The sequence below is a fragment of the Pseudomonas sp. 203-8 genome, assembly GCF_020708595.1.
Lineage (GTDB): Bacteria > Pseudomonadota > Gammaproteobacteria > Pseudomonadales > Pseudomonadaceae > Pseudomonas > Pseudomonas aeruginosa.
Map to the genome: position 1 here is coordinate 104,648 of NZ_JAJFDF010000011.1, position 15,239 is coordinate 119,886.

The following is a 15,239-nucleotide window of genomic DNA, read 5'->3' on the forward strand; positions in this document are numbered from 1 at the left end:
AGCAGAAACTGTTGGAGAAAACCTCCAAATCTTTGATTTTTCTATGGATTAGCAAACGGCACGGCTTGTGCAAACAGACCCGGCAGAGGCTTGGCGATCGCGCCAGCCACCTATCCGAACTGCCAGAGGTGCCCAGCGAGCATGTCGTTACCGCCTGTTTCCCCTCCCTCCTCCAGGCGTACCACCCGCACCACCGAACCCGCGAGCCGCGCCACACCGATGCCGCTGGCGGAACCACCACGCTGCAAGGCTGAACCATGACCGACGAAACCGCACCCAAGGATCTTCGTGACCAGGCGCCCCGGCTACTCCCGGCACGCCTCATCGAGAACGACGCCCAGGCGTTGCAGGCCGCCCACGAGGTAGCCGGACTGGCCCGTCGCGAAGCGGCGCTACGCGACCGCGAACGACGCCTGCCCTGGCAGGAACTGGAACTCTTCACCCGCCTCGGCCTGGGCGGCATCGGCATTCCCCGCGCCCATGGCGGCGCGCAGGTTTCCCATGTGACCCTGGCCGAGGTGTTCCGTGTCATCTGTGCCGCCGACCCGGCCCTCGGACAGATTCCGCAGAACCAGTTCGGCCTGCTCAGCGTGATCGACAACGTCGCCAGCCCGGCGCAGAAACGCAAGCTGTTCCGTGGCACCCTCGACGGCCGCCGGCTGGCCAACGCCGGCCCGGAGCGCAATACCCGCCACACCCTGGAGCTGAAGGCGCGGGTCCGTCGCGACGGCGACGGCTACCGGGTCAGCGGCGAGAAGTTCTACTCCACCGGCGCCTTGTTCGCCCACTGGGTGGCGGTCAAGGCCATCGACGAGGAAGAGCGCGCGGTGATGCTCTTCGTCGAGCGCGGCGCTCCTGGCCTGCGCATCGTCGACGACTGGTCCGGCTTCGGCCAGCGCACCACCGCCAGCGGCACGGTACTGCTGGACGAGGTTCCGGTAGCCGGCGACATGCTGATCCACAACGGCCTGCTGGCCGAGATCCCGAGCCTCCAGGGCGCCGTCTCGCAACTGATCCAGGCCGCCATCGACGCCGGCATCGCCCAGGCGGCGCTGGACGACGCCCAGGCTTTCGTCCGCGAACGCAGCCGGCCCTGGATCGACGCCCAGGTCGAACGCGCCAGCGATGAGCTCTACAGCATCGCCGAGGTCGGCCGCCTGCAAATCGAGCTGCACGCCGCCAACGCCCTGCTGGAGAAGGCCGGCCAGGTCCTCGACGAAGTGGCCGCGCGGCCGGTGGACGCCGAGTCGGCGGCACGCGCCTCGATCGCCGTGGCCGAGGCCAAGGTGCTGAGCACCGAGATCAGCCTGGCCGCCAGCGAGAAGCTCTTCGAGCTGGCCGGCAGCCGTGCCACGCTCGCCGAGTTCAACCTCGACCGGCACTGGCGCAACGCCCGCACCCATACCCTGCACGACCCGGTGCGCTGGAAAGTCCACGCGGTCGGCGACTACTACCTGAACGGCGCCCGTCCGGCGCGTCACTCATGGATCTGAGGAGCGCCCGATGAGCCTCGCACACGCTACGCGCGACAATCCCACGGCCGCTGCCCATCGCATCGGCAGCGACGACGAAGCCCTGGAAACGGCCCGCGAGCTGGCCGCCCTGTTCGCCCGCGAAAGCATCCAGCGCGACCGCGAGCGGCGCCTGCCGCTGGAAGAACTGGAACTGTTCTCCCGCTCCGGCCTGTGGGGCATCGCGGTGCCCCGCGAATACGGCGGGGCCGGCGTCTCGCGGGTGACCCTGGCGAAGGTGGTGGCGATCGTCAGCGCCGCCGACAGTTCCCTGGGGCAGATTCCGCAGAACCATTTCTACGCCCTCGAAGTGCTGCGGGTGAACGGCTCGCCGGCGCAGAAAGGTCGCCTGTTCGGCGCCGCCCTGGCCGGCGAGCGTTTCGGCAACGCCCTGGCCGAGATCGGCACGCGTACCGCCAGCGAGCGCCGTACCCGCCTGCGCGCCGACGGCGACGGCTACCGCCTGGACGGGCGCAAGTTCTACTGCACCGGCGCACTCTACGCGCAGCGGGTGCCGACCCTGGCGGTGGACGACGAGGGCCGCCAGCAACTGGCCTTCGTCCCGCGCGACAGCGCCGGGCTGGAAATCGTCGACGACTGGTCCGGCTTCGGTCAACGCACCACCGGCAGCGGTTCGGCGCTGTTCGACCGGGTAGCGGTGGCCGCCGAGGACGTGGTCTCGTTCCAGGACGCCTTCGAGCGCCCGACCACCGTCGGCCCGCTGGCACAGATCCTCCACGCGGCGATCGACGCCGGGATCGCCCGCGGCGCCTTCGAGGACACCCTGCGTTTCGTCCGCGAGCGCGCCCGGCCCTGGGTCGACTCCGGCGTCGACAAGGCCAGCGCCGACCCACTGACCATCCACGAGATCGGCCGCCTGGCGATCCGCCTGCACGCCGCCGAAGCGCTGCTGGAGCGTGCCGGGCGGGTGCTCGACCGGGCCACCGCCGAGCCGGACGCGGAAAGCGTGGCGGCCGCCTCGATCGCCGTCGCCGAAGCCCGCGCGCTGACCACCGAGGTCGCCCTGCTGGCCGGCAGCAAGCTGATCGAGCTTGGCGGCAGCCGCGCCTGTCTCGCCGAACTCGGTCTCGACCGCCACTGGCGCAACGCCCGCGTACACACCCTGCACGACCCGGTGCGCTGGAAGTACCACGCGGTCGGCGACTACTACCTCAACGGCCGCCTGCCGCCACGCCGCGGCACGCTCTGAACGCCGAAGGAACCGCCATGAGCAAGAAGCAGATTCTCCTAAACGCCTTCAGCATGAATTGCGTCGGCCATATCAACCACGGCCTCTGGACCCACCCACGCGACCGCTCCAGCGACTACCGCAAACTGCGCCACTGGACCGAGCTGGCCCGGCTGCTGGAGCGCGGCCTGTTCGACGGCCTGTTCATCGCCGATATCCTCGGCGTCTACGACGTCTACCAGGGCGGCATCGAGGTGACCGCCCGCGAAGCCGTCCAGTTGCCGGTGAACGACCCGCTGATGCTGGTCTCGGCCATGGCCGGGGTCACCGAGCACCTGGGTTTCGGCGTCACCGCCAACCTCACCTACGAGGCGCCCTACCCGTTCGCCCGGCGGCTCTCGACCCTCGACCATTTGAGCGACGGGCGGATCGGCTGGAACATCGTCACCGGCTACCTGGAAAGCGCGGCCAAGGCCATGGGCCAGTCCGCGCAGATCGAGCACGACCGCCGCTACGACCGCGCCGACGAGTACCTGGAGGTCCTCTACAAGCTCTGGGAGGGCAGCTGGGAAGACGACGCGGTGCTCGCCGACCGCCAGCGACGGGTCTACGCGCGGCCGGAGAAGATCCACAAGATCCGCCACCATGGCGAGTTCTACCAGGTCGAGGGCTACCACCTCGCCGAGCCCTCTCCACAGCGCACCCCGGTGCTGTTCCAGGCCGGCTCCTCGGAGCGTGGCCTGGCCTTCGCCGCGCGCCACGCCGAATGCGTGTTTGTCTCCGGACAGACCCGCGAGGCCACCCGCCAGTTGGTGCAGCGCATCCGCGCGGCGGTGGTCGGCGCCGGCCGTCGCGCCGAGGACATCAGGATCTTCATGGGCATCAACGTGATCGTCGCCGCCACCGCGACCGAGGCCCGCGACAAGCATGCCGAGTACCGCCGCTACGCCAGCCCCGAGGCCGGCCTGGCGCACTTCGCCAGCTCCAGCGGCATCGACCTGTCGCGCTACGGACTCGACGAGCCGATCCGCTACGAGAAGAACAACGCCATCGAGTCGGTGGTGAAGAACCTCACCGTGGCGCGCACCGACTCCACCGTGCGCAAGCTCCTCGACCAGTTGGCCCTGGGCGGCCGCTACGTGACCCTGGTAGGCGACCCGCGCCAGGTCGCCGACGACCTCGAAGGCTGGATCGCCGATACCGGCCTGGACGGCTTCAACCTGACCCGCACCGTGGAGCCGGAGAGCTACGCCGACTTCATCGACCTGGTGGTGCCCGAGTTGCAGGCACGCGGCAGCTACAAGACCGCCTACGCTCCCGGCACCCTGCGGGAGAAGCTCTTCGGCGGCGGCCGCGCGCGCCTGCAGGCGGAACACGCCGGCGCCGCCTTCCGCCAGCCCCCGGCCGCGCGCCAGCGCCAGGCCTGACCCCACTTTCCCTTTCGTTCAGGAGCCCACCATGCTGAACACCCTGAAAACCCTGAGCCTGGCCGTCCTCCTCGGCAGCGGCCCGGCCCAGGCCGCCGACGCCCCGCTGAAGATCGGCACCACCGCCGCCTTCGCCCCGCCGCTGGAAGTCGCCGTGAGCGAAGCCGGCAAGCAGGGACTGAAGGTCGAACTGGTCGAGTTCAGCGACTGGAACGCCCCCAACATCACCCTCGCCCAGGGCGACATCGACGCCAACTACTTCCAGCACGTGCCCTTCCTGGAAAACGCCAACCGCGAAGGCGGCTTCCAGTTGAAGCCGTTCGCGCCGGGGATCATCAACAACGTCGGGCTCTATTCGAAGCGCTACGCCAGCCTCGCAGAGTTGCCGGAAGGCGCCAGCGTGGCCATCGCCAACGACCCGATCAATGGCGGCCGCGGCCTGCAACTGCTACAGAAGGCCGGCCTGCTGAAGCTCAGGGACGGCGTCGGCTACAAGGCGACCCTCGACGATATCGTCGACAACCCGAAGGACATCCGCATCACCGAGCTGGAGGCGGTGCAACTGGCGCGCGCCCTCGACGATTTCGACCTGGCCCAGGGTTACCCGCACTACCTGCGCCTGGCCGGGACCATCGACCCGACCCGGGCACTGCTGTTCGACGGGATCGACAACCGGGAATACGTGATCCAGTTCGTCACCCGCGGCGACTACCAGGACCGCGACGGCCGCCTGGCGCGCTTCGTCGACATCTACCAGCATTCACCGGTGGTCCGCGCCGCGCTGGACAAGGCCCATGGCACGCTGTACCAGCCGGGCTGGGAGTGACGGCCATGACCGTTCCCCCGAGCCTGCTGCCCCTCGAACCGTTCCCGACGGCGCCCGACACGCGCGCCTCCACGCCGCACATCCGTCTCCACGGCCTGGGCAAGCGCTACCCCGGTGGAGTCCAGGCCCTGCGGGAGATCGACCTGGAAATCCGCCGCGGCGAAGTGTTCGGCATCATCGGCCGCAGCGGCGCCGGAAAGTCCTCGCTGATCCGCACCCTCAATCGCCTGGAGCGTCCCAGCGAGGGGCAGGTGCTGATCGACGACGAAGACATCGGCGGCTACGACGGCCAGCGCCTGGTCGCCCTGCGCCGACGCATCGGCATGATCTTCCAGCACTTCAACCTGATGTCGGCCAAGACCGTGTGGCAGAACATCGCCCTGCCGCTGCGGGTGGCCGGGGTGCCCCGGGCACGGATCGAGGAGCGGGTCGCCGGGCGGCTGCAACTGGTCGGTCTGGAGGAAAAACGCGACGCCTATCCGGCGCAGCTCTCCGGCGGGCAGAAACAGCGCGTCGGCATCGCCCGCGCGCTGGTGCACCAGCCGCAGATACTGCTCTGCGACGAAGCCACCTCGGCGCTGGACCCGGAGAGCACCCAGGCGATCCTCGCGCTGCTGCGCGACATCAACCGCCGGCTGGGCCTGACCATCGTCCTGATCACCCACGAGATGGCGGTCATCCGCGAGATCTGCGACCGCGTGGTGGTCCTCGAATGCGGCCGCATCGTCGAACAGGGCGAAGTCTGGGAAGTCTTCGGCGATCCGCGCCATGCCGTCACCCGAAGCCTGCTCGGCAGCCTGCGCGCCGCCCTCCCGGCCGACCTCCAGGCGCGCCTGCGCCAGGCTCCCGGCGCCGGCGACCCGGTGCTGCTCGATCTCCAGTACACCGGCGCCAGCCGACGGGTGCCGGACCTGCTGGCCATCGCCAGGGCCATCGGCCAGCGCGTCGACCTGCTCCACGGCGGCATAGAGCGTATCCAGGGCCGCGCCCTGGGGCGCCTGCTGCTACAGGTCGGCGCGCCGCCCGGCGAGCTTCCCGGCGTGCTGGCCAAGGCCGCGCTGGTGGCGGACAAGGTGGAGGTGCTCGGCCATGTCGCCCATGCTTGAACGGCTCTGGCAAGGTTTCCTCGATACGCTGCTGATGATCGGCGCGTCCTCCGCCATCGTCCTGCTGGTGGGTATCCCGCTGGCCCTGGTGCTGGTCACCACCGGGCCGGGCGGGATCTTCGAGGCGCGCCTGCTCAATCGCATCCTGGGCGGTCTGGTCAACGTGCTGCGCTCGGTACCCTTCCTGATCCTGATGGTGGCGCTGATTCCCTTTACCCGGATGATCGTCGGCACCAGCTATGGCGTCTGGGCCGCGGTGGTGCCGCTGACCATCGCCGCCACGCCGTTCTTCGCGCGGATCGCCGAGGTCAGCCTGCGCGAAGTCGACCACGGCCTGGTGGAGGCGGCCCAGGCGATGGGCTGCGAACGCCGCCACATCATCTGCAACGTACTGTTGCCGGAGGCGCGACCGGGCATCGTCGGCGGCTTCACCATCACCCTGGTGACCATGATCAATTCCTCGGCCATGGCCGGCGCGATCGGTGCCGGCGGCCTGGGCGACCTGGCCTACCGCTACGGCTACCAGCGCTTCGACACCCAGGTGATGCTCACCGTGATCATCGTCCTTGTGCTGCTGGTCACGTTGATCCAGTTCGGCGGCGACCGCCTGGCCCGCCTGCTGAACAAACGCCTGTAGAATCCGCCCTCCCGGCCTGGGAGGGCTGGCGCTTTGCCGAGGGCGACAGGAACCAGCGTCGCCGCGACAGCGCATCTTTCCCCGCGCCGGACAGACCTGTATCTGTCGTCCTGCGGTCATCCGGCGACGCCAGACTGGTCGGCAATCCCGTGAAAAAGAAAGAAGGAAAGGCGCCTCATGCGGCAAAGATTCTGGCAAGGAACATTCAAGACCCTGGGCTTCCTCGGCCTGACGGCGGGGCTCGCCGCCCAGGCCGCGGAGCCGTCCGGCAAGGCCCTCAGCGCCGCCGCCGGCGTGCCCTGGCCGGCGGTCATCGCCCACCGCGGCGCCTCGTACGACGCCCCCGAGGAAACCGCCGCGGCCTACCTGCTGGCCCGCGACCTCGGCGCCGACTACCTGGAAGCCGACGTGCAGCGCAGCCGCGACGGCGTACTGGTCGCCCTCCACGACGACACCCTGGAGCGCACCACCGACGTCGCCGAGGTCTTCCCGGGACGCGCCAAGGACCCGGTGAGCAGCTTCACTCTCGCCGAACTCAAGCGCCTGGACGCCGGCTCCTGGTTCAATCGCGCCTTCCCCGAGCGCGCCCGGCCCGGCTTCGTCGGCCTGCGCATCCTCACCCTCGACGAGATGCTCGACATCGCCGAGGGCGGCGCCAACAAGCCGGGCCTGTACCTGGAGACCAAGGTACCGGCGCAATTCCCCGGCATCGAAGACGACCTGCGCAAGCTGCTGGAACGCCGCGGCTGGCTGCAACCTCGCGAGCGCGCCGCCGCCGGGCATGTCGACGTGGCCCACGGCAATGGCCGGGTGATCCTGCAGACCTTCGAGAAGAGCAGCCTGGAACTGCTGCAAGAAAGCATGCCGCAAGTGCCGAAGATTCTCCTGCTGTGGCTCGGTGACGGTTACCTGGAAGCCCGTTCGCCAGTGACCTTCAAGGAATCCGGGGAAACCGACAAGGCGGCCTTCTACGCCAGGCAGGAAGTGAAGTCCGAAGCCGAGTTCGGCGCCTGGCTGGACTGGGCCAAGGCCCACGGCGCGCTGGGCACCGGGCCCTCGGCGACCCTCAGCGAACGCGGCGAACAGAGCTACGCCGACCTGGTGAAACCCTGGATGAACCGCATGACCCACGCGCGCGGGTTGTTCATCCATGCCTACTCGGTGGACTCGGCGGAAGACTTCAAGGCCCTAGGCGCGGCCGGCGTCGACGGTTTCTTCACCAACCGCACCTCGGAACTGCTGAAGTTCCAGGGCCGCCCGGCGGCGCAAGACATGGACGCGCTGCTGCGCCGGCACGGCTACTGAGCCTCGGCCTGGCCGGCGGATGAGCGCGGGCGGCCATCCGCAGTTCCCGCTTGGGCGGCGCGGCGCTAGCCGGCGCTGTCGCTGCCGAAGCGTGCCAGCTGCATCTCGCGCAGCCGGCTGAGGGTGCGACGGAAGGCGAAGGCCAGGTAGCCCTCGGTATAAAGTGCCTCCAACGGTACCCTGGCCTCCAGGTAGAGCGGCACCTTGCGGTCGTAGCATTCGTCCACCAGGGCGATGAAGCGCCGCACGCCGTCGTCGTGCACCGACAACTGCGGCAATTCGCGATCCCCCGCCTCCACCAGTTGCGCGCCGTCCTCGGTGCCACGGGCTATGCGGCCTTCGCGCTGGCTGGCGCTCAGGCACGGCAGGTCGTCCATCAGGATCGCCCGGTAGCGGTCGCAAAGGCCGATGAAGTCCAGCGCCGACAGCGGTACCTCGCAGAGCTGCGCATAGCTGCACCAGAGCACCGACTCGCTGTGCCGGCGCACCGCCAGCGGGCGGTGCCCCAGCTCGATGGGCTGCGCGGACACCACTTCGCCGGCGCTCAGGCGCGCGAAGAGTTCGGCGAAACCGCCCGCCTGCCCCGCCTCCACCACCCAGTAGCGTTGCTCGGCCCGGCCGGGATGCAGGCGGTGGTCCTCGCCGCCATCCACCGCGACCACCGTCATGTGCTGCTGGATCGCCTCGATCGCCGGGAGGAAGCGTTCGCGGTTGAAGCCGTCGGCGTACAACTGCTCCGGCGGCTGGTTGGAAGTGGCGACCAGCACCACGCCCTCCTCGAACATGATGCGCAGCAGGCTGCCGAGCAGGATGGCGTCGCCGATATCGCTGACGAACAGCTCGTCGAAGCACAGCACCCGCACGTCCCGCGCCAACTCGCGGGCCAGGGCGCGCAGCGGGTCGGCGGTGCCGGTCAGTTCGAACTGGCGCTGGTGCACCCATTGCATGAAGTGGTGGAAGTGCTGGCGCCGCGCGGGCACGCGCAGGCACTGGTAGAAGTGATCCATCAGCCAGGTCTTGCCGCGCCCCACCGGCCCCCACAGGTAGACGCCCTGGATCGCGCCGTGGCGGTGAGCTTCGTGCAGGGCCTGGAAACAACGCTCCAGCGCCTCGGCTGCACGCCGCTGCGCCTCGTCGGGAGCGAAACCGCGCTGTTCCACGGCCTGACGATAGGCGGCGAGCGGCGACATGGCCGGCAGATCGGGAGAGGTATCGGGCATCGGGCAGTTCCACCTGGCGCAGAGCGCGGAGCCAGACGCTCCGCAAAGCGCCGAGTCTACTGCGCCCGGCTGGGTTTGGGCGAATGCCGCAGCGCCGGCACGGCGGATAGTCGCGGGAGGTTGGCCGAATAACCGCTTGCGCTTATCCGAGCGCCTGAAGTCAGATCGACAACCGCACCGCCCGCTCGCCATCGATCCGCTGGCCACCGCGCTTGTTCACCACCAGCTCGCCGATGGCGATCAGCCGCGTGCGCGTGACGTTGCGGCTGAGTCCCAGCAGGTTGGCGGTATGCACCTGGTTGCCGTGGCAGAAACGGTACGCCGCGCGCAGCAGGGCATCTTCGACCCGCCCATGGAGGTTCTCGCCCTGCTCTTCGAACAGACGCTGGAAAGCCTGCTGCAACAAGTGCTCGGCGGCGCCGCTCGCCGGGCCCCCGCGCGCCAGCTCCTCGCCACGCTCCAGGCGCAGGTTGGACAGGTGCAGGTCATCCGCGCGGATCAGCCCGTCGCGGCAGATCAGCAAGGTATGGTGGATGACGTTCTCCAGCTCGCGGATGTTCCCCGGCCAGGAATAGGCACGCAACTTCTGCGCCGCCTCCGGGCTCAACTGGCTCTGGCCGTAGCCCAGGCGACGGCTGTATTCGGCGATGAAGTGGCGGGTCAGCGGCAGGATGTCGCCGGGTCGCTCGCGCAACGGCGACAGTTCGAGACTGACGACATTGAGCCGGTAGTACAGGTCCTCGCGGAAGTGCCCGGCATTGATCGCCCGCTCCAGTTGCACGTTGGTCGCCGCCAGCACGCGTACGTCGATGGGGATGCTCTTGCGCGACCCCAGGCGCACCACCTCGCGCTCCTGCAACACGCGCAGCAACTTGACCTGGATCGGCATCGGCAGGTCGCCGATCTCGTCGAGGAACAGGGTGCCGCCGTTGGCCTCCTCGAACCAGCCGGCCTTGGCCGCCAGGGCGCCGGTGAAGGCGCCCTTCTCGTGGCCGAACAGCTCGGCTTCCACCAGTGACTCGGAGAAGGCCCCGCAGTTGACCGCCACGAACGGGCCGTTGCGCCGCGCGCTGAGGTTGTGGATATGCCGCGCCACCAGTTCCTTGCCGGTGCCGGTCTCGCCGATCACCAGCACGCTGGCCTCGCTCGGCGCCACCTGGCGCAGGTGTTCGAGCAGGGCCTGGGACTTCGGATCCTCGAAGACCTGGGCGGTGGCGCGGATCGAGGTCGCCAGGTTCGGCGAACGTGGCAGCGTCAGCAGCCGGTCGGGAGTACGGGTAGAAGCGTTCATGAGTAGAAGGTCGGTTGCGGCGGTGTCTGGTTCAGCGCCCAGTCGCCCAGCTCGCGGATCTTGTAGTCCAGCGGGTCGTGCAGGGTCTGGGTGCGCAGGTTGCGCCAGTAGCGGTCCAGGCGCAGGGCGGCGTGAGTGGAGCGGGCGCCGGTGACTTCGAACATGCGGTTGCACAGGTCGAGGCCGTTGCGCGTCGCGGCGACCTTGGCGGCGGCGATGGCCAGGGCCAACTGGCCGCGCTCGCTGGCGTCCAGCGCCGGGCCCTTGGACCAGGCGGCGTCGAGGCGCTGCGCGGCGCGCTCGACCAGCGCCCGGGTGCTTTCCAGGCCGACCCAGAATTCGCCGTAGCGCGCCAGCACATAGGGGTCGGCATTGGCCTCGGCGACCTCGGAGCGGAACCACGGTCGCGCTTCGCGCAGGGTGTACTGGCGAGCCTCCTCGAAGGCGCCTTCGGCGATGCCGAGGAACACCTCGGTGAAAATCAACTGGGCGATCAGCGGCCGCAGGCAGGCGAACGGCGTGCTCAGCGGCCCGGGATCGAGCAGCAACTCGCTCTCCTCCACCCGCACCCGCTCGAAGATCGCGCTGCCGCTGTCGGTCTGCCGCTGGCCCATGTTGTCCCAATCCTGGCCCAGGCTGATACCGCTGCGCGCGGTGGGGATGGCGGCAATCAGCAGCGCCCCGCCCTCGCCGTCCAGTGCCGAGGCGATGAGCATCTCCGAATCGCGGGCGCCGGAGCAGAAGCTCTTCTTCCCGGAGAACTCGCGCCAGCCGTCGAAGCGCCGGGCCACGGTACGGTTGTCCAGCGGGTTCAGCGCGTTGCCCCAGAACCAGCGGTTGCGCGCGGTCAGCTCGAACCACGGCTGCCATTGCTCGGGCCGCGAGAACAGGCGTACGGTGGCCAGCATCAGGTGCTGGAAGCCATAGACGTGGGCGATCGAGCTGTCGACCCGGGCCAGTTCGCGCACGGTTTGCAGGGTTTCGCTCCAGCTCGCCCCCAGGCCGCCGTATTCGCGCGGGATGATCAGCGACAACAGGCCGCTGCGGCGCAACGCGTCGCGCTCGGCCTTCGGGGTACCGCCGGCGACGTCGCGCTCGGCGGCGTTCTCGGCGAAATCGGCGGCCAGGCGCCGGGCGATCTGCAACGGCGTTTGCGCCTCGGGGCGGGTCTTCGCATTCACAGGGGGTTTCTCCTCGGGGGCCCGGCTGCTCAAGCGCCGGCGCGAGCCGGCAGCACGTCGTTGGCGATCATTTCGCCGAACGGCCCGGTCAGGTTGGTCAGCCCACGGCCGGCCAGGCTGGCGTAGGGTTCGGGCAGCAGCGGGAAGACCAGTTCGGCGAAGCGGTAGGCCTCTTCCAGGTGCGGATAGCCGGAGAAGATGAAGCTGTCGATGCCAAGCTCGGCGTATTCCCCGATGCGCTCCGCCACCTGCCGCGGATCGCCGACCAGCGCGGTGCCGGCGCCGCCGCGCACCAGGCCGACCCCGGCCCAGAGGTTCGGCTGGATCTCCAGGCGATCGCGGCGGCCGCCGTGCAGCGCGGCCATGCGTCGCTGGCCTTCGGAGTCGAAACGGGCGAAGGACTGCTGCGCGGCGGCGATGGTCTCGTCGGAGATGTGTTCGATCAGCCTGTCCGCGGCGCGCCAGGCTTCTTCGGCGGTTTCGCGGACGATCACATGCAGGCGGATGCCGAACTTCACCGTACGCCCATGGCGAGCCGCTCGCTGGCGCACGTCGGCGATTTTCGCCGCCACCGCCGGCAACGGCTCGCCCCAGGTCAGGTAGACGTCCACCTGTTCGCCGGCCAGTTCGTGGGCGGCCTCCGAGGAACCGCCGAAGTACAGCGGCGGATACGGCCGTTGCAGCGGCGGATAGAGCGCCTTGGCGTTCTCCACGTGGATGTGCTTGCCGTGGAAGTCCACCGCCTCGCCCTGCAGGACGCGCCGCCAGACCCGAAGGAACTCGTCGGTGACCTCGTAGCGCTCGGCGTGGCCGAGATGGATGCCGTCGCCGCGGTTCTCGTCGGGATCGCCGCCGGTGACCACGTTGATCAGCAGGCGCCCGCCGGACAGGCGGTCGAGGGTCGCCGCCATCCGCGCCGAGACGGTCGGCGAAACGATTCCCGGACGGATCGCCACCAGGAAGCGCAGGCGCTCGGTCAGCGGCGCCAGCGCCGAGGCCACCACCCAGGAGTCCTCGCAGGAGCGTCCGGTGGGGATCAGCACGCCGTGATAGCCAAGGCTGTCGGCCGCCTGTGCCACCTGCTTCAGGTAAGGCAGCGAGACCGGCCGCGCGCCCTGGCTGGTGCCGAGGAAGTGGCCATCGCCGTGGGTCGGGAGGAACCAGAACACGTTCATCGGCGCACCTCAGGCGATCTTCAACAGTTCGGAGCGTCCGCCGAACAGCGGCGCGGCGCGCTCGGCGGCGAGGCGGATGCGCGCCTTCAGCGGCTCGCTGACGATCCGGTAGTTGTCGAAGTCGGCCTCGCTGGCGTAGACCCCGATGGGCAGGGTGATCGCCTGGAAGAAGCTGAACAGCGGGCGCAACTGGTGGTCGAGGACCAGCGCGTGGCGCTCGGTGCCGCCAGTGGCGGCGAGCAGCACCGGGGTGTCGATCAAGGCGTTGAGGTCGATCAGGTCGAACAGGTGCTTGAGCAGGCCCGGATAGGAGCCACGGTAGACCGGCGAGGCGACCAGCAGCAGGTCGGCGCTTTCGATCTCGTCGAGCACCGCCTGCAGTTCCGCCGGCGCCTGGTTGCGCGCCAGGGTAGCGCCCAGCGGCGCGGCGATGTCGGTCAGCTCGATGACCCGGCTGTCGATCGGCAACGACTGGCCAAGCTCGGCGATCAGGGCCTGGGTGAGTACCAGGGTGCGGGACGGGCGATAGGTGCCGCCGGAGACGGCGACGACTTTGAAGGGGCTGGTCATGGGATTTCCCTGTGGACTGTTGCGCTAGGTGCAGTGCCCTGGAGCAAGGGCCGTACCAACGGGGAAATGTGCGTTTTCCGGGCAGTTGCGGCGGGTTTCCGGCCTCGGCCTGTCAGCCACGCAACAGCGCTGCTGTCCGACTGTTGCCCGGGCAACAGTTCAGTTCAGCTTGTAGGCCTGGAGCAGGAATATCTGGAATGCCCGCGCCGAATGCTGGTCGCCCGGCGGCAGGACGAACGGCGGCAGGCGCCCCTTGCGGCGCTTGACGTCGGCCCAGCGCTGGCCATTACGCGAATGGAACTGGCAGAACGGCTGGTCGCCCAGGTAGAACACCCCAGGCCGCGGCTCGCGGATGCGCGGCCAGCGGCGCAGGCAATCCAGCAGCGGGCCGAGGTCGGCGAGTGGTTCCGGCGAACAGTACGGCATGCAGCGATCCTCTTCGCCGGGTCGGGAAACCAAGGTTGCTGTGACTGGAGGACCGGGCGGACTCGGCGCGGCCGGGAAAGCGGCTACCGAGAGCGAGCGACACAGGCGAGCGGAGCGAGGCATGGCGACGTCCCTGGTCCGGCCAACGAGATTCACCGCTCCGTTGTAGAACAGCCGCCGTCCGGGTTCTTGCCGGTTTTGTGGGGGAATTGTGAAAGACTGTAAAGCGCCCCGCTCACTTGCCCACCAGCGAGACCACGTTGTGCCGTGGCGAGGTTTCCAGCTCGCCGATCTTCTCCAGGCGGGCGCGCACGATGTTGCGGCTGATCCCCAGCAGGCGTCCGGTCTGCAACTGGTTGCCGTGGCAGAAGCGATAGGCGGCACGGAACACGGTTTCCTCGATGTGCTCGTAGAGATCCTCGCGGTTTTCCTCGAACAGTGCCTGCAGCGCCGCTTCCAGCGCCGAGCCGGCGGCGCTCTCGGGGGCGCGGCGCAAGCCGCTCGGCTCCTGGCGCGCACGCATGTCGATGAGGTGCAGGTCGGCCGGCTGGATCAGGCGGTTGCGGCAGACCAGCAGCGCGTGGTGGATGGCGTTCTCCAGCTCGCGGATATTGCCCGCCCAGGAATGCCCGAGCAGCTTGCGCTCGGCTTCCGGGCTCAGGCTCGCGCTGGTGTAGCCGAGGCGCCGGCAGTGCTCGACGATGAAGTACTCGGCCAGCGGCAGGATATCGCCGCGGCGCTCGCGCAACGGCGGCAGTTGGATGGTCGCCACGTGCAGGCGGTAGAACAGGTCCTCGCGGAAGTGTCCGGCGACCACCGCGTCAGCCAGGTCGACGTTGGTCGCCGCCACCAGCCGCACGTCGATGGGGATCGGCCGGCGCGAACCGAGCCGCACCACCTCGCGTTCCTGCAGCACGCGCAGCAGCTTGACCTGGATGCTCGGCGGCAGGTCGCCGATCTCGTCGAGGAACAGGGTGCCGCCGTTGGCTGCCTCGAACCAGCCGGCCTTGCTCTGCAACGCACCGGTAAAGGCGCCCTTCTCGTGACCGAACAGCTCGCTCTCCACCAGGCTCTCGGCGAAAGCACCGCAGTTGACCGCGACGAACGGGCCGCCGTTGCGTCCGCTGAGGGCGTGGATATGGCGCGCCACCAGCTCCTTGCCGGTGCCGGTCTCGCCGATGACCAGCGCGTTGGCCTCGCTGGGCGCCAGGCGCTCGATGCGCTCCAGCAGCTCGCGGGAACGGGGGTCGTTGAACACCAGCACGGTGGCGCGCACCGATTTGGTCAGCTCGCGGGCGTGGGGATGGGTGATGACGGACATGCTGGGTTCCGAGCCGGGGAATGTGCGCCCATCTTGCCCCAGGAACCCATAGAT

14 protein-coding genes are annotated in these 15,239 nt (G+C 69.2%); 7 read left to right on the top strand and 7 right to left on the bottom strand.

Annotated features, from left to right (window positions below; all coding sequences use genetic code 11):
- The first annotated feature begins 257 nt into the window (after positions 1-257).
- The 7 genes from LJF27_RS25085 (at position 258) to LJF27_RS25115 (ending at position 8,001) form a co-directional block, all read left to right on the top strand.
- Positions 258-1,493, top strand: a complete 1,236-nt coding sequence (locus LJF27_RS25085) for an SfnB family sulfur acquisition oxidoreductase (protein ID WP_229601893.1) — start codon at positions 258-260, stop codon at positions 1,491-1,493.
- Positions 1,494-1,503: 10 nt separating this feature from the next.
- Positions 1,504-2,721, top strand: a complete 1,218-nt coding sequence (locus tag LJF27_RS25090) for an SfnB family sulfur acquisition oxidoreductase (protein WP_012614156.1) — start codon at positions 1,504-1,506, stop codon at positions 2,719-2,721.
- A gap of 17 nt (positions 2,722-2,738) precedes the next feature.
- The gene (locus tag LJF27_RS25095; RefSeq protein ID WP_023116877.1) at positions 2,739-4,127 is read left to right on the top strand and encodes an LLM class flavin-dependent oxidoreductase; all 1,389 of its coding nucleotides are present in this window, start codon (positions 2,739-2,741) and stop codon (positions 4,125-4,127) included.
- 31 nt (positions 4,128-4,158) lie between these two features.
- Positions 4,159-4,953: a MetQ/NlpA family ABC transporter substrate-binding protein gene (locus LJF27_RS25100; protein ID WP_003115004.1), complete on the top strand. Its 795-nt coding sequence runs from the start codon at positions 4,159-4,161 to the stop codon at positions 4,951-4,953.
- On the top strand, positions 4,950-6,059 hold the full coding sequence (locus LJF27_RS25105) for a methionine ABC transporter ATP-binding protein (RefSeq protein ID WP_078465424.1): 1,110 nt from the start codon (positions 4,950-4,952) through the stop codon (positions 6,057-6,059). Before LJF27_RS25100 ends, LJF27_RS25105 begins: the two co-directional genes overlap by 4 nt.
- The gene (locus LJF27_RS25110; protein ID WP_003111646.1) at positions 6,043-6,696 is read left to right on the top strand and encodes a methionine ABC transporter permease; all 654 of its coding nucleotides are present in this window, start codon (positions 6,043-6,045) and stop codon (positions 6,694-6,696) included. Before LJF27_RS25105 ends, LJF27_RS25110 begins: the two co-directional genes overlap by 17 nt.
- 177 nt (positions 6,697-6,873) lie before the next feature.
- Positions 6,874-8,001 carry a glycerophosphodiester phosphodiesterase gene (locus tag LJF27_RS25115; protein WP_003131579.1) on the top strand — a complete coding sequence of 376 codons (1,128 nt, stop codon included), beginning with the start codon at positions 6,874-6,876 and terminating at the stop codon, positions 7,999-8,001.
- Between the two features lie 65 nt (positions 8,002-8,066).
- Here LJF27_RS25115 and zapE read toward each other — a convergent pair whose 3' ends face one another.
- From zapE to LJF27_RS25150, 7 genes are all read right to left on the bottom strand, one after another.
- The gene (gene zapE / locus LJF27_RS25120) at positions 8,067-9,221 is read right to left on the bottom strand and encodes a cell division protein ZapE (RefSeq protein ID WP_023116879.1); all 1,155 of its coding nucleotides are present in this window, start codon (positions 9,219-9,221) and stop codon (positions 8,067-8,069) included.
- Positions 9,222-9,381: 160 nt separating this feature from the next.
- On the bottom strand, positions 9,382-10,512 hold the full coding sequence (locus LJF27_RS25125) for a sigma-54 interaction domain-containing protein (RefSeq protein WP_003111445.1): 1,131 nt from the start codon (positions 10,510-10,512) through the stop codon (positions 9,382-9,384).
- A complete protein-coding gene (locus tag LJF27_RS25130) occupies positions 10,509-11,693 on the bottom strand; it encodes an acyl-CoA dehydrogenase family protein (protein WP_003144042.1) in 1,185 nt (394 codons plus the stop codon). The genes LJF27_RS25125 and LJF27_RS25130 overlap by 4 nt, the downstream gene beginning before the upstream one ends.
- Before the next feature lie 29 nt (positions 11,694-11,722).
- The gene (gene ssuD / locus LJF27_RS25135; RefSeq protein ID WP_003104713.1) at positions 11,723-12,868 is read right to left on the bottom strand and encodes an FMNH2-dependent alkanesulfonate monooxygenase; all 1,146 of its coding nucleotides are present in this window, start codon (positions 12,866-12,868) and stop codon (positions 11,723-11,725) included.
- A gap of 9 nt (positions 12,869-12,877) precedes the next feature.
- A complete protein-coding gene (msuE, locus tag LJF27_RS25140; protein WP_003089470.1) occupies positions 12,878-13,438 on the bottom strand; it encodes an FMN reductase in 561 nt (186 codons plus the stop codon).
- A 159-nt stretch (positions 13,439-13,597) separates the two neighbouring features.
- Positions 13,598-13,864 (bottom strand): hypothetical protein, encoded by a 267-nt coding sequence (locus tag LJF27_RS25145; protein WP_023116880.1) that lies wholly within the window; start codon positions 13,862-13,864, stop codon positions 13,598-13,600.
- 235 nt (positions 13,865-14,099) lie between these two features.
- Positions 14,100-15,185, bottom strand: coding sequence for a sigma-54 interaction domain-containing protein (locus LJF27_RS25150; protein ID WP_012614153.1), 1,086 nt, complete (start codon positions 15,183-15,185; stop codon positions 14,100-14,102).
- Positions 15,186-15,239: the final 54 nt, after the last annotated feature.